Here is an 18751-nt window from a genome sequence, read left to right as displayed (position 1 = left end):
GGGCCCTTTTGCTGCGCGCCTGGAATGCCTGTCGTTCCCGTCGCCGACGGCGTGCCGGTCAGGCAGCCGCGAACAACGCCGCCAGCAACGCGGCCAGCAGCAGGGCGGCGCCGGTCAGCAGCCGCGGCCGCAGCCTGCGTGGCGGCTGGCGCTCGATCGCGTTGGCGCTGGCCCAGCGCAACAGGCCGTGGGCGAAGCCGTGGCGGTCCATGCTGCGGTCGCAGGCGTCCACGCAGGCGCCGCAGGCAGTGCACGCGTAGTGCGGGCCGTTGCGCAGGTCGATGCGCGCGGGGCAGGCGTCCACGCAGGCGCTGCAGTCCACGCAGTCGCCGAGTTGCGCGTCGGTGAACTTGGGCAGGGTGCCGGCGTAGGTGGCCAGCGCGTCGCCGCGGTGGCCGCCCTGGCCGGCGAGCCGGGCGATGCTGGCGCGCAGCGCATAGTCGCGCGCGGTGCCGGCGTCGAGCAGGCGCCGCCCGCGCTGGGCGACGCTGCCCTGGCCGCAGGCGCGCGCGCCGCGCGGCTCGCCGCGCATCGCGTCGTAGCCGATCAGGGGCGTGTCGCGATCGCACAGCAGCGGCTGCAGCCGCGCGTAGGGGCACAGGTAGCGGCACACCTGGCTGCGCAGGAAGCCGGCATTGCCCCAGGTGGCCAGGGCGTAGAACAGCACCCAGAAGCTTTCCCAGCCGCTCCAGGCGAATGGCCGCAGCCGCGCGACCAGGTCGGCGATCGGCGCGAAGTAGCCCACGAAACTGATCCCGGTCCACAGCGCCAGCGCCGCCCAGACCACATGCCGCGCGGCCGCCGGCCACGCGGCGAAGCGCCGTTCCAGCCAGGCGAAGGCATGGCTCCAGACCGATTGCGGGCAGGCGAAGCCGCACCACACGCGTCCGGCCAGGGTGGTCGTCACCATCAATGCGGCGGCCGCGGCGAACAGCGCTAGCAGCAGCCAGCCGACATCGTGCGGCCACAGGGTCAGGCCGAACAGGTCCAGGCGCCGCGCGGGAAGGTCGAAGCGCAGCGCCTGGCGGCCGTCCCAGCGCAGCCACGGCAGCAGGTAGAACGCGGCGAACAGCAGCCACAGGCTGCAGCGGCGCAGGCGCGCGTAGCGGCCGCGCGGCGGTGCCGCGGCATCGGCGGCGCCGTGTGCGGCACTGGCGTCGTGCATGCGCAAGGGAATGCCGCGGGGTATCGGCGTTTCGCTCACGGCAGCGGCTCGTCGTCGTCTGCAGCGGCATGCGGCGCCGGCCGCAGCAGGAACCCGGTCAGCACGCTCGAGCTCAGCGTGGCCAACCAGAACATGAAGAAGCCCAGCGTGTAGCCGAGTTCGCGGCTCAGCGGGCGGCCGGGGAAGGTGATGTCGCGCAGCGCCAGCGGATCGACCAGGGCGAAGAACAGCACGCTCATCGCGCCGGCGACCAGGAAGCTGGGCCACAGGATCACGCCCAGCCGCTGCACCAGCGGGCGCGGCGCGGCGGCATCGAGCGGATCGAGCAGGGGGTCGTCGCTGGGCGTCATGGCGGGCGGGCTCCATCGCGGAAGGGGAGGTGCGGCATGCGCCTGGGTGGTGCCACGCATGGGCTGGCGCCGCCCGCACGCGGTCGCGCCGCCGCTCCCCGTCGGCGTCGGCGCAGGCGCATGCCGCCCATGCAGACTAGGCAGTGCGGCGCGTGGCGACATTGATCCTGATCAAGGCCGGGCCGCAGCGGCTGCGGATACTGGCGCCATCGAGCAGGAGCACCGACATGCATGACCACATCGCCGCGTTGCCGTTGCCCGGGCCGGACCTGTGCAGCGAAGAGGAAGTGAGCGCGCTGGTGGACGCGTTCTACCGCCGCGTGCGCGCCGACGCCGACCTGGCCGCGGTGTTCGCCGCGCATATCGAGGACTGGGACGCGCACCTGCTGCAGCTGACCGATTTCTGGTCGGCGATGCTGCGCGGCACCCGCCGCTTCCGTGGCGCGCCGATGCCCAAGCACATGGCCATGCGCGAACTCAGCGACGTCCTGTTCCAGCGCTGGCTGGGCCTGTTCCGCGCCACCACCGCCGAACTGGACAATGCGCCGATGCGCCTGTTGGCCGACGACATCGCCGCGCGCATCGCCGACACCTTCTGGCGCCGCCACCAGATGAGCTGGCGGCCGTTCGAGCCGGCGACGCCGTTGTCGCCTGTCGAGTGACGCAGCGGATCGATCCGGCGGATTGATCCAGGTCAAAGCGGCCTGCCGCCGGGCCGCGCATGCTGGCCGCCATGGACATCCTGACCGCCTCCGATCCCGCCGCCACCTGGACCTTCGACGCCGAGCTGCTGCGCCGCTACGACCGTCCCGGCCCGCGCTACACCTCGTATCCGACCGCGCCGCATTTCCAGTCCGGCTTCGGCCCGGCGCAGCTGTTCGCGGCGGTGCAGGCCAGCGATCCGGCGCGACCGCTGTCGCTGTACGTGCACGTGCCGTTCTGTCGCAACCCGTGCTTCTACTGCGGCTGCAACCGGGTCATCACCCGCGATGTCGGCAAGGGCCGCGCCTACGTGCAGCGCGTGTTGCGCGAGGCGGCGATGATGGCCGCATGCCTGGATACCGAGCGCGAGGTGGTGCAGTTGCACCTGGGCGGCGGCACGCCGAATTTCCTGGCGACGGAACTGCTCGGCGAACTGCTGCGGGGCCTGCGCGGGCTGTTCCGCTTCAGCGAGGCGCCGGATCGGGACATCTCGATCGAACTGGATCCGCGCACGGTGACGCCGCAGGACATCGCCGCGCTGGCGGCGCTCGGCTTCAACCGCGCCAGTCTGGGCATCCAGGATTTCGACCCGCTGGTGCAGCAGGCGATCAATCGCCGCCAGGGCGTGGCCGAGACGCTGGACATCCTGCGCGCCTGCCGCGTGCAGGGCATGCGCTCGGTCAACGTGGACCTGATCTACGGCCTGCCGCGGCAGACCCTGGCCGGCTTCGAGCGCACCCTGGGCACGGTGATCGCGGCGCGCCCGGACCGCCTGGCGGTCTACGGCTATGCGCACATGCCGCAGTTGTTCAAGGCGCAGCGGCGCATCGCCGATGCGGAGCTGCCCGATGCCGAGCACAAGCTCGCGCTGCTCGGATTGGCGGTGCGCAAGCTGTCGGCGGCCGGCTACCAGTACATCGGCATGGACCATTTCGCGTTGCCGCACGAAGACCTGGCGCGCGCGCAGCGCCAGGGCGGGCTGCACCGCAATTTCATGGGCTACACCACGCATGCCGACACCGACCTGCTCGGCCTGGGCGTCAGCGCGATCAGCCGCATCGGCGACAGCTACAGCCAGAACCAGCGCGAGCTGCCGGCCTGGGAAGCGGCGGTGGATGCCGGCGACAGTCCGGTGCTGCGCGGCCTGCGGCTCAGCGCCGACGACGCGCTGCGCGCGGAGCTGATCCAGCAGCTGATGTGCCAGGGCCGCGCCGATGTGGCGGCGCTGGCGCAGCGCCATGGCATCGACTTCGCCAGCTATTTCGACGAGGAGCTGCAGGCGCTGGCGCCGCTGTGCGCCGATGGCCTGGCCGACTATCGCGACGGCACGATCCAGGCCACTGCGCGCGGGCGCCCGCTGCTGCGCCTGATCGCGATGTGCTTCGACCGCTATCTGCGCCAGCCGGCGCAACCGGCGCGCTATTCGCGGGCGATCTGAGCGCCGCGCGGAGTCACCAGGTTCACCGTTGCCGAATGGCATCCCCGGCGCCGTCGTGGCGGCGACGCCGGGGTTCTTTTCGGGGGCCGCGCAGGAGCCTGCCGCCAGCGCCGCGGTTCACAAGCGGGCTGCAATCAGGCACGCTAGCGGCACCAGGCCCGGATGGCGAAACTGGTAGACGCATCGGACTTAAAATCCGCCGGGGGCGACCCCATGCCGGTTCGATTCCGGCTCCGGGCACCAGTGGCGTCGTTGACGCCGGGAATGGGGAATGGAGAGTAGGGAATGGGGAAAGGCGGGTCGGCTTCCGCGCATTTCCCAGACTGCACGCTCGTGATGCCGCAGCTGTAGCGTGCGCCGACATGGCGCATCTTCGCGGGCTGGGCCGATCTGCATGAAGCACAACGTCATTGGACCGGCGCCGGCTTGGCATCGCCGGCGCCTTCGCTCGTTGCGCCGACGGCAAGCTCCTTATCCAGCCAGCGCGCCACCTGCTGCAGCAGATCGCGTTGCAGATCGCGTTCTTCCGGCCAGTGCGTGCTGCGCGGGTAGGTCACCATCTGCACCGGCGTGCCGTTGGTTTTCAGCGCCTGGTACAGCATCTGCCCTTGCGCCAGCGGCACGCGCTGGTCCTGTTCGCCGTGCAGGATCAGCACCGGCATGCGCACGCGTTCGGCGTAGCGCAGCGGCGAGCGCTCGTCCAGCATGGCGCGTGCGGCCAGGGCGTCGCGTCCGAAATAGCCGGGCAGGAAATCGTGCACGTCGGTGGTCAGCGCCATGCTGTACAGGTCGGTGACGCCGGCGCCGACGATGGCGGTGCGGAAGCGCCGCTGCGGGTCGTGGGTCGCGGCCCATGCCGCCAGGTAGCCGCCGTAGCTCCAGCCGCCGATGGCCACGCGCGCGGGATCGGCGATGCGCTGGGCCACGATCGCGTCCAGGCCGTCGAGCACGTCCTGGTAGTCGCCGCCGCCCCAGTCGTTGTTGGCCGCTTCGGTGAAGGCCGCGCCCTGGCCTTCGGAGCCGCGCGGATTCGGCAGCAGCACGGCGTAGCCGCGCGAGGCCAGCAACTGCGCCCAGTCGTGCCAGGAGCCGAGCCAGCCGGACCACCAGGCCCAGGCCGGCCCGCCGTGGATCTGCAGCAGCGTCGGCAATGGCGTGCCCGGTTTCCAGCCCGGCGGCAGCACCAGCACGCCGTCGATGCGGCGTCCGTCGCGCGAGCTGCGCCAGCTCAGTTCGCGCAATGTGCCCAGCGCCCATTGCCGTACCTGCGGATTGCTGTCGGTGAGCGCGTGCGTGCGGCCGTCGCGCAGCAGCCAGATTTCCGCCGGGGCCGTCGGCGTTTCGCCGAGGAAGGCGACACGGCCGTCGCGGGCGAGGGTGAACGCGGCCCAGGCCGCATGCGTGGCGGCCAGCGTGCGCGCCTTGCCGCTATCGGCGTCGACCTGCAGGAATTCGGCGCGCAGCCCGCGCTGGCCTTCGACCACGATGTGCGCATCGTCGCGCCATTGCGCATGCCACAGCGTGCCGTCCCAGTCCGGCGCCAGGCGCACCTGGCGATCGTCGGCCAGGCGGTGCGCGAGCAGGGTCGAGGTCATCTTGCCCCGGCTCAGCGCCGCGTACAGCAGCTGGCTGCCGTCGGGCGACCAGCGCGGCGGCTGCGCGCCCACGTCGGTGGCGACCACGCGCAGCAGGCGGCCGTCGGCGGCATCCACCAGCAGCAGCCGCGAGCGGTTCCAGTAGCCGTTGAAACCGGGGGCGTCGGCCACGCGCAAGGCCAGCTTGGTGCCGTCCGGCGACCAGGCCAGTTGCGAGACCTGCAGGCCGGGCGCGGTCAGCGCGCGCGGCGCACCGTCGGGCAGGTCGCGGACCCAGACCCGGTCGAATGCGACGTCGTGGTCCACCTGCTGCGCATCGTCCTTGCGCTGCAGGCGTGCCTTGCGCTCGGCGGACGGCGGATCGGTGGCGATCCAGGCCAGGCGCCTGCCGTCCGGCGACCAGGCGAAGGCGCTGACCGGACCGGCCGCCGCGGTCAGCTGTTGTGGCGCGCCGCCAGCGCGGGCGATGCGCCAGACCTGCATACTCGGCGCGTCGGCGTCCGCCGCCGCGTCGCCGGGAGCGCAGGCGGGGCGCGGGTCCGGGACCTTGCCGCGATCTGACAGGAAGCCGATCCAGGCACCGTCCGGCGACCAGCGCGGAGACGTTTCGCCGGCCGCGGAGCTTCCCGCATCGGTCAAGGCATGCGCCGATGCCGCGCCGGCGGCGGTGTCCACCAGCCACAGCCGCGACAGCGGCGGCTTGCCGTTGTCGCGCGGGGTCTTCAGTACGTAGGCGACCTGGCGGCCATCGGCGGAAATCTGCGGATCGTCCAGATGGCGCAGGTCGACGATGTCGTCGGCGCTGATCGGACGCAAGCCCGCCGCCGGCGTGGCGACGCTCCATGCCGACACCAGCAATGCGGCGCACAACCGCCATGGCAACAACGTTCGGGTCATAGCGGGGCATCTCTTCGAAGAATGCCGCCGTGGGACGCACGGCGGCAGGTGCGCAGCCGGTGGCGGCCGCGCAGGATGGCAAACGCAGGCTGCGGATGCCGGCTCAGAAATCGATCTTGACGTTGGCGGCGTAGGTGCGCGGCGCGCCGATCGCGAACTCGTAATAGCCCCCTTGCCAGTAGTCGCGGTCGAACAGATTCTGCACCTCGGCGCGCAAGGTGACGGGGCGCCCGCCGATCCGGGTCTGGTAGCCGGCACCGGCGTTGACCACGGCATAGCCCTTGGCATAGACGGTCGTCTGCTGCGCGGTATTGTTGTAGATCGCGGTGCGCCCGTACCACTTCAGGTCCGAATGCAGCGCCAGGCCGTCGATGCCGGGCACCTGGTAGTCGGCGTCCAGGGTCGCGGTCAGTTTGGCGGTGCCTTCCAGTTGCTTGTCCACCAGCCAGGCGGTGCTGGTCTGCTGGTAGTAGGCGTCGAGCAGCAGCAGCGATGCGCCGAGGCCCAGCCGTGCGGTCGCTTGCACGCGGCCCTCCAGCTCCAGCCCGTCGTAGCGCAGGTTGCCGTTCTGCACGTAGACGTTGTCGGCATTGGCGTATTCGGCGCCGCGGTCGATCCGGAACAGCGCCGCCGCGGCCTGCCAGCCCGGCTTTTCGATCTTGTAGCCGAGCTCGTACTGCTTGCTCTGCAGCGGATCCAGCTGCGCGCCGGCATTGGCGAAGCTGTTGCCGACGCTGCTGCCCTGTTCCAGCGACTTCACGTAGCTGGCGTAGATCGTGGAGTCGGCGGCGGGCTTGAACAGCAGCGCCACGGTCGGCGTCCACACCGGCTTCTTGTAGATGTCGGTGACCTCGCCGGTGCCCCAGGCGTGGTTGGTCTGGGTGTAGTCGGTGAAGCGCGCGCCGAGCAGCAGCGACCAGTGCGGCGAGAAGGTCAGGGTGTCGCTGGCGAAGCCGGCCAGCTGCTTGACGTCCGAATAGCGGAACAGCGCCAGGTTGTCGGAACTGGGATTCCATGAGAAGCGCACCGGCACCGACAGGTAGCCCGAGCCGATCACGTCCCAGGAACTCAGGTTGCCGTTGCCCAGGTCCTGCGCCATTTCCTGCCAGGACGCGCCGACCACGACCTTGTGGCCGATCGCGCCGGTGGCGAAGCCGCCTTGCAGCATCGCCTGCGCGTACTTGAAGGTCCACAGGTCCAGGCCGTTGAACACCCAGTCGTCGTAGTAGCCGTCGGCGCCGTCCAGTTCGAAGTATTCCTGGCGCAGCCGGTAATCGTTCTTCAGGTAGCCCAGCGACAGCGTCGCCTTCCAGTCGGGCGAAATCTCCCAGGCCAGGCCGGTGGAGAGCATGCTGAACTTGTCGTGGTTGAGCGTGGCCGGCGAGGAATAGTTGGTGTTGCCGCTGATGCCGTCGGGCAGGTACTTGAGCGGGTAGCTCCAGGGATAGAAGTAGGGCGTGGGCGCATCGATCTGCTTGTCCTGGTACAGCAGGTCCGCGGTCCAGGTCACCGCCGGGGTCAGCTTGCCGACCAGCGACAGCGCGAACGCGTTGCGGTCGACGTGGCCGCCGGAATAGAAGTTGCCGGCTTCGTGCACGGCATTCATGCGATAGCCGAAATCCTTGTCCTGCCCGAGCCAGCCGCCCACATCGACGTGTTCGCTGACGACGCTGTCGGAGCGGTAGCCGACGTCGAGGCTGGCGATGTCGCCGCCGTCGGCAGGCGGCTTCTTGGCGATGTAGTTGACGATGCCGCCGGGCTGGCCGAACCCGTACATGAAGCCGCTGGCGCCCTTGAGCAACTGCACCTGTTCCATCGCCTCCAGCGGCAGGTTGACGCCGAACAGCGCGGTCGGCTGGCCGTTGACCTTCATGCTGTCCTCGAAGCTCAACGGCAGGCCGCGCACGATCAGCCGCGAGGCCCAGCCGTTGTAGTCGCTGCCGGCGCTGCGGCTGACGCTGGCGTCGCGCGAAAACACGTCCATCAGCGATTTGGCCTGGCGCGTTTCCAGTTGCTCCGCGTCCACCGTGCTGACCGAGAACGGCGTGTCCAGGTCGGATGTGTCGCCGAGCGCGCCGTTCTGCACCTGCTGTTTCTGTTTCTTGGCGGTGACCTCGACGCTGTTGAGATCGGTCACCTGGGTGCCGTCATCCTCCGCGGCGAACGCATGCTGCGTCAGCAATGCCAGCGCCAGGGCGACGGAGATGCGGCTGGACACCGCGGCGCGGCGGGGCAGGGCGTGGGAAACGGCACGGACGGGTATGGCGATCATGGCGGTCGAACCTCGCGAAAGTGGCTAGGCGTATGCCTCCACGCCGGGTCCGGCGAGCGTCGGCATACCGGCGCCCACGCACTGACTGCGCCGGTACGGGCGATGACGACGATCCGGCGAGCGGAAGGCAGAAGCGGAGGCCGGGCAGGATGGATCCCGCTCCAGCAGTGCAAGGCGGGCCTGTCCCCGGCCGGAAAGCGCATCCCCACTTTCTCTGCCTTGCTGTGATCCTATGTAGCGCGGCGCCGCGCTTGCGGCAATGCAGCATTTCTAGCGAATCCAATAGCCAGGCTGATAGATCGTGTTCACCGATGCTCCAGGGCCGCCAACGCGCGCTGCTGGGTGCGGCGCATGCTGCCGATCAGCCACTCGGTGAAGCGTGCGGCCGAGCTGCCTTCCCGGGCCGGCAGCAGCGACATCAGCCGGTAATGCGCGCTGGGCACCGGCGGCCGATCCAGCGCCGGCACCAGCAGGCCGGAATCGATCAGCCGCTGGATCCCGACCGAGCGCGCCATCGCCAGGCCGTCGCCGTAGATCGCCGCCTGGTAGGCCAGATAGGCCAGGTTGAAATGGCGTTCGGCGGTGATCCGCCAGCGCGGTTTCTCGGCCACGTGGTCCAGCCACTCGCGCCACTCCGCGCCGGCCAACTCGCCTTCCAGCCAGACCGCGTCGTCGTGCATCAGCAGCACGTCGCGCACCTGCGCCGGCTGCGCGTCCAGGCGTTGCCGCGTTGCCGGCGAGCACACCGGAAAGATCGTCTCGGCGAACTCGGCCAGCTGGCACAGGCCGGCGATCGGCGCATGCGAATAGCCGATCACCACGTCCACGCGCTGCTCTTCCATCCAGTACGCATGCGGCGCCACCATCTCCGCGCGCACATGCAGCTCGATGCCCTGGCATTCGCGGTAGAAGTCCGGCAGGTGCGGCATCAGCCATTCGATCGCCAGCGATGGCGGGCATACCACGACCAGCGCGCCGCCCTGCGAACGGGCGATGCGCGACAGCGCGTCGTTGAGGCCGGCCGACGCGCCGTTGACCGCGCCGAGCAGGGTCATGCCGGCCGGGGTCAGCGCGATCCTGCGCTGGCTGCGGCGGAACAGTTCGGTGCCCAGGCGCGCTTCCAGCCGCAACACGCGCTGGCTGACCGCGCCCTGGGTGACGTTCAGCGCCGCCGCCGCGCCGGTGATGCTGCCATGGCGGGCGGCGGCGCGGAACACCCACAGGTCCGACAGCAGTTGCGCGTCCAGGCGAAAGGCGTCCTGCTCGGCGCAGGACGACAGCACGGCGTCTTTCATTGAAACAGGCCCCCGCTACCGCCGATGAGCCCCCCCTTGATGCGAATCTAGCCTTGCGCCTGGCCGGATGTGTGTCAAGGCGCGCAATACGGCGACGGCCGCCGCCCGATCGGGCGCAGACGCGATGCGTGCCCGGGTGCGCGAAGCGGTTCGCTCTGTCGCCGCTGCCGCATGCCGGTCGAGCCCGCCGGCCAGGCCCGCGTTGCCGGGCGGCGCTGTCCGCGCGCGGAAAGGAGCACGAAAGACAGCCCGCCTAGGCTCTGCCCGAATTAGCCGGAGAGCCGCCTTGCGCGTCCAGTGGAAAATTCTTTGTGATTTCGACGGTACCGTGTCGCTGCAGGATGTGACCGATACCTTGCTCGAGCGTCTCGGCCAGCCCGGCTGGCGCGCGTTGGAAGACGATTGGGTGGCCGGGCGCATCGGTGCGCGCGAGTGCATGAGCGGCCAGGTGGCGCTGCTCGACGGCGACGTCGACGCGCTGCACCGCGTGCTCGACGAGGTCCGCATCGATCCGGCGTTCGTGCGCTTCGTCGATCTGGCGCGCGACCTGGGCATGCCGCTGAGCATCGTCAGCGACGGCCTGGACTACCCGATCGCGCGGATCCTGGCGCGGCACGGCCTGCATCAGCTGCCGATCATCGCCAACCGCCTGCTGCGCACCGACGCCGGGCAATGGCGCATGGCCTCGCCGCACGCGCAGCCTGGCTGCGCCAGCGGCACCTGCAAGTGCGCGGTCATGGCCCAGCAGGAGCCGGCGCGCGCCACCTTGCTGATCGGCGACGGCCGCTCCGATTTCTGCGTGGCCGGCAAGGCCGATCTGGTCTTCGCCAAGGACGGCCTTTTGCGCCATTGCCGCGCCAGCGGCATCGCCCACCGCGCGATCGGCGGTTTCGACGACGCCATCGCCCTGCTGCACGAGCTCGCCGCGCCTGCCGCCGCCAGCGCCCGCTTCCCACTCCCCGTTCCCCAACGAGCCTGATCCCCATGAATCGGAATGTTCCGCTCCCCACCGCGCTTGCGCCGCTCCACGGCGATCTCGAGACGCTCGATCCGGCCGCGCACGACGGCCTGCAGCCGGCCTCGCCCGATCCGGACGCGCTGCTGCGCACCGGCCCGGCCTACCACGCCGCGCTCGGCGATGCGCAGATGCTGGCCGACGAGGCCGAGTACTGCTCGTTCGGCGACACCGTGCACTACAGCGAGCCGCCGCGGATCTTCGCGCACTGCGACGGCAGCTATCTGTACGACACCGAGGAGGTGCCGTACCTGGACCTGCAGATGTGGTATTCGGCGGTGAATTTCGGCTACGCCAATCCGCGCCTGAACGGCGCGCTGAAGCGGCAGATCGACACGCTGCCGCAGGTGGCCAGCCAGTACCTGCACCCGACCAAGATCGAACTGGCCAAGACCATCGCGGTGGATGCCGAGCGCAAGTGGGGCCGCAAGGGCCGCGTGCACTTCAACGTCGGCGGCGCGCAGTCGGTGGAGGATTCGCTGAAGCTGGTGCGCAATGCCACGGGCGGCAAGAGCCTGATGTTCGCCTTCGAGGGCGGCTACCACGGCCGCACCCTGGGCGCCTCGGCGATCACCTCCTCGTACCGCTACCGGCGCCGCTTCGGCCATTTCGACCGCGCCCAGTTCATCGAATTCCCGTACCACTTCCGCGGCCCCAAGGGCATTTCCAAGGAAGAGTACGGCGAGCAGTGCGTGGCCAAGTTCGAGCGCCTGTTCGAGACCGAGTACAACGGCGTGTGGGATCCCAAGGCCGGGCAGTGCGAGTACGCCGCGTTCTACGTCGAGCCGATCCAGGGCACCGGCGGCTACGTGATCCCGCCGCCGAACTTCTTCACCGGCCTGAAGCGGGTGCTGGACAAGTACGGCATCCTGCTGGTGGTGGACGAGATCCAGATGGGCTTCTTCCGCACCGGCAAGCTGTGGGCGATCGAGCATTTCGGGGTGACCCCGGACGTGCTGGTGTTCGGCAAGGCGCTGACCAACGGCCTCAATCCGCTGGCCGGCATCTGGGCGCGCGAGGAATTGATCAACCCGACCGTGTTCCCGCCGGGTTCGACCCATTCCACCTTCGCCTCCAACCCGCTCGGCACCGCGGTGGGCCTGGAGACGATGCGCATGCTGGCCGAGACCGACTACGAGTCGATGGTCATGGCCAAGGGCGCGCACTTCCTCGACGGCCTGCGCGACCTGCAGAAGCGCCATCCGGAAATCGGCGACGTCGACGGCCTGGGCCTGGCGCTGCGCGCGGAGATCTGCCAGGCGGACGGCTTCACTCCGAACCGCAAGCTGCTCGACACGATGGTGGACATGGGCCTGGAAGGCGAGCTGCGCCACAACGGCAAGCGCATCGGCCTGGTGCTGGACGTGGGCGGCTACTACAAGAACGTGATCACTCTGGCGCCGTCGCTGCACATCAGCCACGACGAGATCGATCTGGGCCTGTCGCTGCTGGACCAGTTGCTGACCCGCGCCAAGCGGGTGGCATGAGATGGCGGGAGACAGCGCGTTGGCGCCGCGTTGCCTCCCGTCGTCCGCTGCGGCATCGGCCTCAGCGCGCCTCGCGCAACGCGAGCACCGCGTTGAGGCCGCCGAAGGCGAAGGAATTGCTGAGCACCGTGCGCACCGGTTGCGCGCGGGCCTGGTTGGGGACGTAGTCCAGGTCGCAGTCCGGATCCGGATCCAGGAAGTTCGCGGTCGGCGGCACCGTCTGCTCGCGCAGCGCACCGATCGCCGCGATCAGTTCCAGCGCGCCGGCGGCGCCCAGCGCATGCCCGTGCACCGCCTTGGTCGAACTCACCGCCAGCGCATCGGCGTGGCGGCCGAACACCTGGCGGATCGCCTGCGTCTCGCAGCGGTCGTTGGCCAGGGTGCCGGTGCCGTGGGCGTTGATGTAGTCGATCTGCTGCGGCTGCAGGCCGGCATCCTGCAAGGCCAGGCGCATCGCCGTGGCGGCGCCGTCGGCGCTGGGCGCGACGATATCGTGCGCATCGGCGCTCATGCCGAAACCGGCCAGTTCGGCCAGCGCCATGGCGCCGCGCGCGGCCGCGTGCGCGGCGCTTTCCAGCACGAAGATGCCGGCGCCTTCGCCCAGCACCAGGCCGCTGCGCTGCGCGCAGAACGGCCGACAGGTGTCGTCGCTGACCACGCGCATCGCTTCCCAGGCGCGGATCAGCGGCAGGCTCAGGCAGGCTTCGCTGCCGCCGGCGATGGCCACGTCGGCCAGGCCGTGGTGGATCAGCAACGCCGCCTGCGCCAGCGCGTGGTTGGCCGAGGCGCAGGCGCTGGACACGGCGAAGGCCGGGCCGCGCAGGCCGAAGGCGATGCTGATCTGGCTGACCGGGGCGTTGTTCATGCTGCGCACGATGGTCAGCGGGTGCAGGCGCTCGGCCTGCTCGCGGTACAGCCGCCGCGACTGTTCGTCGCGGCTCAATTCGGCGCCGACGCCGGTGCCGATCACCACCGCGCCGCGTGCGGCGCCGGTGCCGTCCACGTCCAGGCCGGACTGGGCCACGGCCTCGTAGGCCGCGACCAGCGCCATCTGCGTCATCCGGTCCAACTGGCCGGGCGCGATGCCGCCCAGTTGCGCCGCCTGCGGCGCGAAGCCGGGCAGGGCGGCGGCCAGGCGCATCTTCAGGGTGGCCTGCGGATCGGGCGAGGCCAGCGCGGCGATGCCGCTACGGCCCTCGCACATGCCGCGCCACAGGGCATCGGCACCCAGGCCGAGCGCGCTGACCGCGCCCATCCCGGTGACGACGACGCGGTGTCCCTGCGCCGAGCGGTCCATGCCGGCTCAGTGCGCCGGTGCCAGCGCAGCGGCGGCCTTGGCGGCCAGCGCCTGGTGCACCGCTTCGGCCAGCTTGCCCAGCGAGCCGTCGTCCAGGTTCGGATCGCGCTGCGGGAAGGTGATGTCGAAGTGCTCCTCGATGTCGAACAGGATTTCGATCGCCTCGAGCGAATCCACGCCCAGGTCCTGCAGTTTGGTGTCGGCGGTCAGGCCGGCGGGATCGATCTCGCCATGCTTGGCGACGATGCTGTGGATCTGTGTCTCGATAGACGGGGTCATGGCAGTCCTCCGCGAAATGAATGGCCACCGCGCGGCGCGTGCCGCCGGTGGAAGGCATGCCACAGCCCACGGCGGCGGCATCCATCCTCCACGCTAGCCGGTCAATCTTGCAGATGCCTTTCGTAAGCCAACTCGAACCGCGGGCGCTGCAGCAGCAGTTCCTCGCGCATCCCCCGCAGGATTTCCAGGCGCGGACCCTGGAGCATGGCGTGCCTGCGTTCGACGCCGTGTTCGACCTGCTCACCACCGCCGATCCGGCGTTGCGCGCGCGCGTGGCCGGCTGGCCGCTGCAGCGGCTGTGGCGGCGCTGGCTGCGGCCGCGCACCAGCTTCGTCGGCAGTACCGTCAGCGAATACGCCTGGCTGCCGCGTGCGGCCGACCCGGCGCAGTTGCCCGGCCAGTGGCGAACGCAGCTGGGGCGCAAGCGCCCGCTGCTGATCGTCAAGGACATCCCGCAGCACTCGCCGCTGCTCGATGCCACCGACAATGCCTGGGCGCACGTGTTCCTGGAGGCCTGCGAACGCAGCGGCTACGTGCTGCTGCGCGGGCAGGCGCTGGCCTGGGTGCCGATCGATTTCGCCTCCACCGACGAGTACCTGGCGCGGCTGTCGCGCGGCCGCCGCCGCAACATCCGCCGCAAGCTGCGCTCGCGCGCCGACCTGGAGATCGAGGTACTGCCGACCGGCGCCGCCTTCGCCGACCCGGCGCTGCGCGCGCACTGCTACGCGCTGTACCTGCAGGTCTATGCGCAGAGCGAAGTGCATTTCGACCTGCTGACCGAAGCGTTCTTCGACGCGCTGCTGACCGATGCCGATTCCGGCGGCCTGGTGTTCACCTACCGCCACCAGGGCCGGCTGATCGGCTGGAACCTGTGCTACGTGCACGACGGGCGGCTGCTGGACAAGTACATCGGCCTGCACTATCCGGACGCGCGCGAACACAACCTGTACGCGCTGAGCTGGATGCACAACCTGGACTACGCCTGCCGCCATGGCCTGCGCGCCTATGTCGCCGGCTGGACCGATCCGGAAGTGAAGGCGCAACTCGGCGCCAGCTTCACCTACACCTGGCATGCGGTGTACCTGCGCAATCCGCTGCTGCGCATCGCGCTGCGGCGGCTGCGGCCGCTGTTCGAAGCCGACGACGTCGGCACTCCAGACCCTGACGCCGACGCGGCGGAATGACATGAGCGCACCGGTACTGCTGGACCTGGACGACTCGCTCGGCACGGTGCCGGGCGCGTTGCGCCTGCCGCTGCACGAGTGGTGCGACGGACTGCGCTTCGCCTGTTCGCTGCGCCGGCTGCGGCGCTTCGGCGCCGCACTCGACGGCGTGCTGCCGGCGCAGCACGGCACCGTGCTGCTGGGCAGCGGCGATTTCCACCACCTGAGCCTGCCGCTGATCGTGCGACAGGCGCAGCGCGCGCAGGCGCCGCTGCGGGTGGTGGTGTTCGACAATCATCCGGACAACATGCGCTTCCCGTTCGCGGTGCATTGCGGCTCGTGGGTATGGCGGGTCGCGGCGTTGCCGCAGGTGGCGCGGGTGGAAGTGGTCGGCATCACCTCGGGCGATGTCGGCGCCGCGCACGCCTGGGAAAACCACCTGCGGCCGCTGTACCGCGGCAAGCTGCGCTACTGGTGCAGCGGCGTGGATGTGGGCTGGGCGCGGCGCCTGGGCCTGGGCGCCGCGGTGCGCGGCTTCGGCTCGAGCATGGAGATGATCGACGCCTTCCTGCAGCAGCTGCGCAGCACGCCGATGCCGACCTACCTGTCGCTGGACAAGGACGTGCTGGATCCGCAGGACGCGCGCACCAACTGGGACCAGGGCGAACTGCGGGTGCCGCACCTGCTCACCGCCATCGCCTATCTGCATGGGCAACTGCTCGGCAGCGACATCACCGGCGAGGTGTCGGTGGCGCGGTATCCGCAGTGGTGGAAGCGGCGCCTGGCGGCACTGGATGCGCAGCCGCCGCCGTCGCCGCAGGCGCTGCCGGCATGGCAGGCGCAGCAGCACGAGGTGAACTTGCGGCTGCTGGACGCGCTGGCCGAGGCCGGGCTGCGTCGATAGCGCATGCCCGTGCAGGAGCGGCTTCAGCCGCGACCCGCGTTACCGATGGATCCTGTCGCGGCTGAAGCCGCTCCTACAGGATTGTGCAGGGTGCGATGGTGTTGCGGGATCAGCCCAGCCGCTCGGCACACACCTGCCGCAGCACCGTGACGATCGCCTCGAAACCCTCTTCGTCCAGCCACGGGCTGTTGCTGATGCTCAGGCAGCGCGCGGCGAAGTCGCGCGCGTTGGGCATCGGTGCGGGATCGACGATGTCGCGCAGATAGGCGTAGTCGGGCAGGGCGTGCACGAACAGCAGGCCGACGCCGAGTCCGCGCGGCCACAGCTGCGCCAGCGCGCGTTCGCGCGCGGCCGCGTCCGGCAGCAGCACCAGCAGCGCCGGCCAGCTGCCTTGCGCGCCGGCGCTGTCGGCGACGACGCGCAGCCCGGGCAGAGAGGCCAGGCGGGCGCTGCGGCGCCGGCCCTGGTCGCGCGCCTGCGCCAGGAACGCCGGCCAGCGCGCGCTGGCGCGCACGCCGACCGCTTCGCGCCAGGCGCCGACCGCGTGTTGTGGGATCGCCGCATCGAAATGGTCGCCGGCCGCGGCCACGCGGTCGCCGCGACGCAAGGCGCGACGCAGCGGCGCGCCGTAGGCCCAGCGCAAGGCGTGCGGCCGGTACAGCGCGGCGTAGCCGAGCAACTGCAGGCTGCGCTGCAGTTCCCAGCGCCAGTCGCGCTGGCCCAGGCGCGCCGCCATCGCGGCCAGGCTGCGCCGCAATGACGCGTGCGGCGACATCAGCAGGCCGCCTTCGTACAGGGTCGGGCCCTTGCCCACCGCCAGGCTGCAGAAGCCGATGTCGCCGCCCAGGCCGGCCGGCCGGCCGTCGGCGTGCACGCCGCCCAGCGCCTGCGCGGCGTCTTCGATCAGCATCGCGCCGCAGGCCGCGGCGGCCTGGCGCAGCGGTTCCAGGTCGGTCAGGCGCCCGCCCAGGTGGGTGGCGACGATCGCCAGGGTGTCGCTGCCGCAGCGCTGCGCGAGCTGCGCCGGGTCGGGTTCGATCGCATCGGGCAGCAGATCGCACAGCACCAGCTGCAGGCCGCAGTGGGCCACCGCCAGCGCCACCAGCGGACAGGTGTAGGCGGCCACCAGCACCTGCCGGCGGCGGCTGCCGGCGGCCAGGGTGCGCAGCGCGACGACCAGCGCGGCGGTGCCCGAGCAGGTGAGCACGGCATCGGGGAAGCCGAGCTGCGCGGCCAGCCGCTGCGGCGTGCGCGCCGGCCACAGGTCGCGCCAGCGCAGCGGCAGGCCGGCGGTGGGCGGAACCTCAGTGCGCATCGGCCGGCGCGGCGCGCTCGCCGAGCGCGAGGCAGACGATGCCGGCCACGATCAGCGCCGCGCCGAGCGCCTGCAATGCGCCGATCGGTTCGCCGAACCACCACGCCGACAGCAGCAGCACGCTGACCACCTCCAGGTGCGAGGCGGCGAACGCCGGGCCGATCGGCGCGTGTTCGAGCAGTTTCATCCAGGTGAAGAACGCGCCGACATAGCCCAGCAGTGCGGCGTACAGCCAGGGACTGGCGAGCAGGCGCAGCACCCAGGCCCACTCGGCCTGTGGCGGGAACGCATGCGCGCCGCCCAGCTTGAAACCGAACTGGGCCAGGGTGTCGAAGCCCAGCAGCAGGGCGAAGCCCACGGCGTAGCGGTGCAGCGGCGGGCGGCTCATGTGCCCAGCCCGACGACGGCCACGCCGGCGCTGACCAGGCAGATTCCGGCCACCTGCATGCGTCCCAGCCGCTCGCCGAACAGCCAGCGCCCGGCGAGCATGATCGCCACGATGTTGATCGAGCCGAGCAGCACGCCGCGGCCCAGCGGCACCAGCGACAGGAACGCGGTCCAGGCCAGGAATTCGAACGCGTAGCAGGCCATGCCCAGCCACAGCCACGGTTGCCGCGCCATGCGCCGCCAGCGTGCCGCGCCGCTCGCCAGCGGATCGCTGGCGACGTGCTTGAAGGCCAGCTGGCCGACCGTGTCCAGCGCCACCGTCGCCAGCCACACGCCGACCACGGGCGCCTGCAGCGCCATCAGGCGGCCTGGCGCGGCGCGCCGGCCTGGGCGGCGAAGAACTGCGCCAGCCGCGCGCCGAGCACGCGGCGTTCGCGGTCCAGGGTGATCATGTGGTAGCTGTCGTGCAGCAACAGCAGTTCCACCGGTCCGGACACACCGGCGACCACCAGCTGCGCGTTGCGCAGATGCGCGATGTCGTCCTCGGCCGCATGCGCGACCAGGCACGGCGCGGTCACCTTGGCCAGGTTGCGGCGCACCCGCCGCGACAGCAGGTGCATCTCGGCCAGCGCGTGCCACGGATTGCCGGGCAGACCGGCGGCGCTGCTGTCGCCGCCGAGCATCGCGCCGCTGATCTGCGCGCGGATGCGCTCGTCGCGCAGGCCGTACGGCGGTTCTTCCAGGAACATGCGGCGGCGGCCGATGCCCAGGCGCTTGAACCACGGCAGCAGGAACGCCAGCCGCGCGCGCCGCGGGATGTTCCAGCCGTCGTAGCGGAAGGTGGCGCCGAGCACGCCGACGCCGTCGACCCACTCCGGCCGTTCTTCGGCCAGTTGCAACGCCAGCAGCGCGCCCATCGACAGGCCGGCCACGAACAGCTTGTCCACCTGCGGGCGCATCTGCGCCGCGGCCTGCTCGACGCTGGCGCTCCAGTCGCGCCAGCCGGTGGCGATCAGGTCGTCCTCGTTGCCGCAATGTCCGGCCAGCTGCACGCCATGCACGCTGAAGCCTTCGCGGTGCAGGCTCTTGCCGAGCAGGCGCATCTCGCTGGGCGTGCCGGTCAGGCCGTGGAGCAGCAGCACGCCGTGGCGGCCGCCCTGGAAGTGGAATTCGGCGGATTGGATCATGGC

The 18751-nt window shown here is 70.8% G+C and carries 17 protein-coding genes and 1 tRNA gene; 7 read left to right on the top strand and 11 right to left on the bottom strand.

Annotated elements, in window-relative coordinates; translation table 11 throughout:
* Positions 1–58: 58 nt before the first annotated feature.
* Together JR064_RS00680 and JR064_RS00675 are read right to left on the bottom strand one after the other, a co-directional pair.
* Positions 59–1204 (bottom strand): 4Fe-4S dicluster domain-containing protein, encoded by a 1146-nt coding sequence (locus JR064_RS00680; protein ID WP_338123848.1) that lies wholly within the window; start codon positions 1202–1204, stop codon positions 59–61.
* Positions 1201–1515 carry a hypothetical protein gene (locus JR064_RS00675; RefSeq protein WP_206228480.1) on the bottom strand — a complete coding sequence of 105 codons (315 nt, stop codon included), beginning with the start codon at positions 1513–1515 and terminating at the stop codon, positions 1201–1203. Before JR064_RS00675 ends, JR064_RS00680 begins: the two co-directional genes overlap by 4 nt.
* A gap of 227 nt (positions 1516–1742) precedes the next feature.
* On the opposite strand from JR064_RS00675, the gene JR064_RS00670 reads away from it, so the two are divergent.
* From JR064_RS00670 to JR064_RS00660, 3 genes are all read left to right on the top strand, one after another.
* On the top strand, positions 1743–2177 hold the full coding sequence (locus JR064_RS00670; RefSeq protein WP_191826458.1) for a group III truncated hemoglobin: 435 nt from the start codon (positions 1743–1745) through the stop codon (positions 2175–2177).
* A 71-nt stretch (positions 2178–2248) separates the two neighbouring features.
* Positions 2249–3655 carry an oxygen-independent coproporphyrinogen III oxidase gene (hemN, locus tag JR064_RS00665; RefSeq protein WP_206228479.1) on the top strand — a complete coding sequence of 469 codons (1407 nt, stop codon included), beginning with the start codon at positions 2249–2251 and terminating at the stop codon, positions 3653–3655.
* A 156-nt stretch (positions 3656–3811) separates the two neighbouring features.
* Positions 3812–3898: transfer RNA gene (locus tag JR064_RS00660), tRNA-Leu, on the top strand.
* Between the two features lie 164 nt (positions 3899–4062).
* On the opposite strand, the gene JR064_RS00655 is transcribed toward JR064_RS00660, so the two are convergent.
* The 3 genes from JR064_RS00655 to JR064_RS00645 form a co-directional block, all read right to left on the bottom strand.
* Positions 4063–6147: a S9 family peptidase gene (locus tag JR064_RS00655; protein ID WP_206228478.1), complete on the bottom strand. Its 2085-nt coding sequence runs from the start codon at positions 6145–6147 to the stop codon at positions 4063–4065.
* A gap of 103 nt (positions 6148–6250) precedes the next feature.
* Positions 6251–8419 carry a TonB-dependent siderophore receptor gene (locus JR064_RS00650; RefSeq protein WP_206228477.1) on the bottom strand — a complete coding sequence of 723 codons (2169 nt, stop codon included), beginning with the start codon at positions 8417–8419 and terminating at the stop codon, positions 6251–6253.
* A 305-nt stretch (positions 8420–8724) separates the two neighbouring features.
* Positions 8725–9714 (bottom strand): LysR family transcriptional regulator, encoded by a 990-nt coding sequence (locus JR064_RS00645; RefSeq protein WP_191826462.1) that lies wholly within the window; start codon positions 9712–9714, stop codon positions 8725–8727.
* A gap of 286 nt (positions 9715–10000) precedes the next feature.
* Here JR064_RS00645 and JR064_RS00640 point away from each other — a divergent pair, with 286 nt between their 5' ends.
* Both JR064_RS00640 and JR064_RS00635 read left to right on the top strand, forming a co-directional pair.
* Positions 10001–10693: an MtnX-like HAD-IB family phosphatase gene (locus JR064_RS00640; RefSeq protein WP_179564071.1), complete on the top strand. Its 693-nt coding sequence runs from the start codon at positions 10001–10003 to the stop codon at positions 10691–10693.
* 167 nt (positions 10694–10860) lie between these two features.
* The gene (locus tag JR064_RS00635; RefSeq protein WP_206228713.1) at positions 10861–12216 is read left to right on the top strand and encodes an aspartate aminotransferase family protein; all 1356 of its coding nucleotides are present in this window, start codon (positions 10861–10863) and stop codon (positions 12214–12216) included.
* A gap of 61 nt (positions 12217–12277) precedes the next feature.
* Here the strand turns inward: JR064_RS00635 and JR064_RS00630 are convergent, their stop codons facing one another.
* A complete protein-coding gene (locus tag JR064_RS00630) occupies positions 12278–13513 on the bottom strand; it encodes a beta-ketoacyl-[acyl-carrier-protein] synthase family protein (RefSeq protein WP_206228476.1) in 1236 nt (411 codons plus the stop codon).
* Between the two features lie 6 nt (positions 13514–13519).
* Complete coding sequence (locus JR064_RS00625; protein ID WP_191826464.1) at positions 13520–13792, bottom strand: acyl carrier protein; 273 nt, start codon at positions 13790–13792, stop codon at positions 13520–13522.
* A 113-nt stretch (positions 13793–13905) separates the two neighbouring features.
* On the opposite strand from JR064_RS00625, the gene JR064_RS00620 reads away from it, so the two are divergent.
* Entirely contained in the window at positions 13906–14976 is a 1071-nt protein-coding gene (locus tag JR064_RS00620) for a GNAT family N-acetyltransferase (RefSeq protein ID WP_206228475.1), read from the top strand.
* Position 14977: 1 nt separating this feature from the next.
* Positions 14978–15859 (top strand): arginase family protein, encoded by an 882-nt coding sequence (locus tag JR064_RS00615; RefSeq protein WP_206228474.1) that lies wholly within the window; start codon positions 14978–14980, stop codon positions 15857–15859.
* A gap of 109 nt (positions 15860–15968) precedes the next feature.
* Here the strand turns inward: JR064_RS00615 and JR064_RS00610 are convergent, their stop codons facing one another.
* The 4 genes from JR064_RS00610 to JR064_RS00595 are packed head-to-tail and all read right to left on the bottom strand — an operon-like array spanning position 15969 to position 18748.
* Positions 15969–17174: a DegT/DnrJ/EryC1/StrS family aminotransferase gene (locus tag JR064_RS00610; protein WP_191826467.1), complete on the bottom strand. Its 1206-nt coding sequence runs from the start codon at positions 17172–17174 to the stop codon at positions 15969–15971.
* Positions 17164–17562 (bottom strand): DMT family transporter, encoded by a 399-nt coding sequence (locus JR064_RS00605; protein ID WP_179564085.1) that lies wholly within the window; start codon positions 17560–17562, stop codon positions 17164–17166. The genes JR064_RS00610 and JR064_RS00605 overlap by 11 nt, the downstream gene beginning before the upstream one ends.
* Positions 17559–17921 (bottom strand): EamA family transporter, encoded by a 363-nt coding sequence (locus JR064_RS00600; RefSeq protein ID WP_009593961.1) that lies wholly within the window; start codon positions 17919–17921, stop codon positions 17559–17561. Before JR064_RS00600 ends, JR064_RS00605 begins: the two co-directional genes overlap by 4 nt.
* On the bottom strand, positions 17921–18748 hold the full coding sequence (locus tag JR064_RS00595) for an alpha/beta hydrolase (protein WP_191826468.1): 828 nt from the start codon (positions 18746–18748) through the stop codon (positions 17921–17923). Before JR064_RS00595 ends, JR064_RS00600 begins: the two co-directional genes overlap by 1 nt.
* Positions 18749–18751: the final 3 nt, after the last annotated feature.

Origin of the sequence: Xanthomonas bonasiae, from assembly GCF_017163705.1 — a bacterium.
GTDB classification, from domain to species: Bacteria; Pseudomonadota; Gammaproteobacteria; order Xanthomonadales; family Xanthomonadaceae; genus Xanthomonas_A; species Xanthomonas_A bonasiae.
The sequence above is the reverse complement of the archived record's forward strand: the minus strand, read 5'-3'. Positions and strand labels throughout refer to the sequence as shown.

Bases quoted from the DNA above. Each gene is read 5' to 3' on its own strand.
- JR064_RS00625 (WP_191826464.1), bottom strand. From the start codon at position 13,792: ATGACCCCGTCTATCGAGACACAGATCCACAGCATCGTCGCCAAGCAT.
- JR064_RS00620 (WP_206228475.1), top strand. From the start codon at position 13,906: ATGCCTTTCGTAAGCCAACTCGAACCGCGGGCGCTGCAGCAGCAGTTC.
- JR064_RS00615 (WP_206228474.1), top strand. From the start codon at position 14,978: ATGAGCGCACCGGTACTGCTGGACCTGGACGACTCGCTCGGCACGGTG.
- JR064_RS00630 (WP_206228476.1), bottom strand. From the start codon at position 13,513: ATGGACCGCTCGGCGCAGGGACACCGCGTCGTCGTCACCGGGATGGGC.
- JR064_RS00645 (WP_191826462.1), bottom strand. From the start codon at position 9,714: ATGAAAGACGCCGTGCTGTCGTCCTGCGCCGAGCAGGACGCCTTTCGC.
- JR064_RS00595 (WP_191826468.1), bottom strand. From the start codon at position 18,748: ATGATCCAATCCGCCGAATTCCACTTCCAGGGCGGCCGCCACGGCGTG.
- JR064_RS00610 (WP_191826467.1), bottom strand. From the start codon at position 17,174: ATGCGCACTGAGGTTCCGCCCACCGCCGGCCTGCCGCTGCGCTGGCGC.
- JR064_RS00600 (WP_009593961.1), bottom strand. From the start codon at position 17,921: ATGGCGCTGCAGGCGCCCGTGGTCGGCGTGTGGCTGGCGACGGTGGCG.
- hemN (WP_206228479.1), top strand. From the start codon at position 2,249: ATGGACATCCTGACCGCCTCCGATCCCGCCGCCACCTGGACCTTCGAC.
- JR064_RS00650 (WP_206228477.1), bottom strand. From the start codon at position 8,419: ATGATCGCCATACCCGTCCGTGCCGTTTCCCACGCCCTGCCCCGCCGC.
- JR064_RS00635 (WP_206228713.1), top strand. From the start codon at position 10,861: ATGCTGGCCGACGAGGCCGAGTACTGCTCGTTCGGCGACACCGTGCAC.
- JR064_RS00605 (WP_179564085.1), bottom strand. From the start codon at position 17,562: ATGAGCCGCCCGCCGCTGCACCGCTACGCCGTGGGCTTCGCCCTGCTG.
- JR064_RS00655 (WP_206228478.1), bottom strand. From the start codon at position 6,147: ATGACCCGAACGTTGTTGCCATGGCGGTTGTGCGCCGCATTGCTGGTG.
- JR064_RS00675 (WP_206228480.1), bottom strand. From the start codon at position 1,515: ATGACGCCCAGCGACGACCCCCTGCTCGATCCGCTCGATGCCGCCGCG.
- JR064_RS00670 (WP_191826458.1), top strand. From the start codon at position 1,743: ATGCATGACCACATCGCCGCGTTGCCGTTGCCCGGGCCGGACCTGTGC.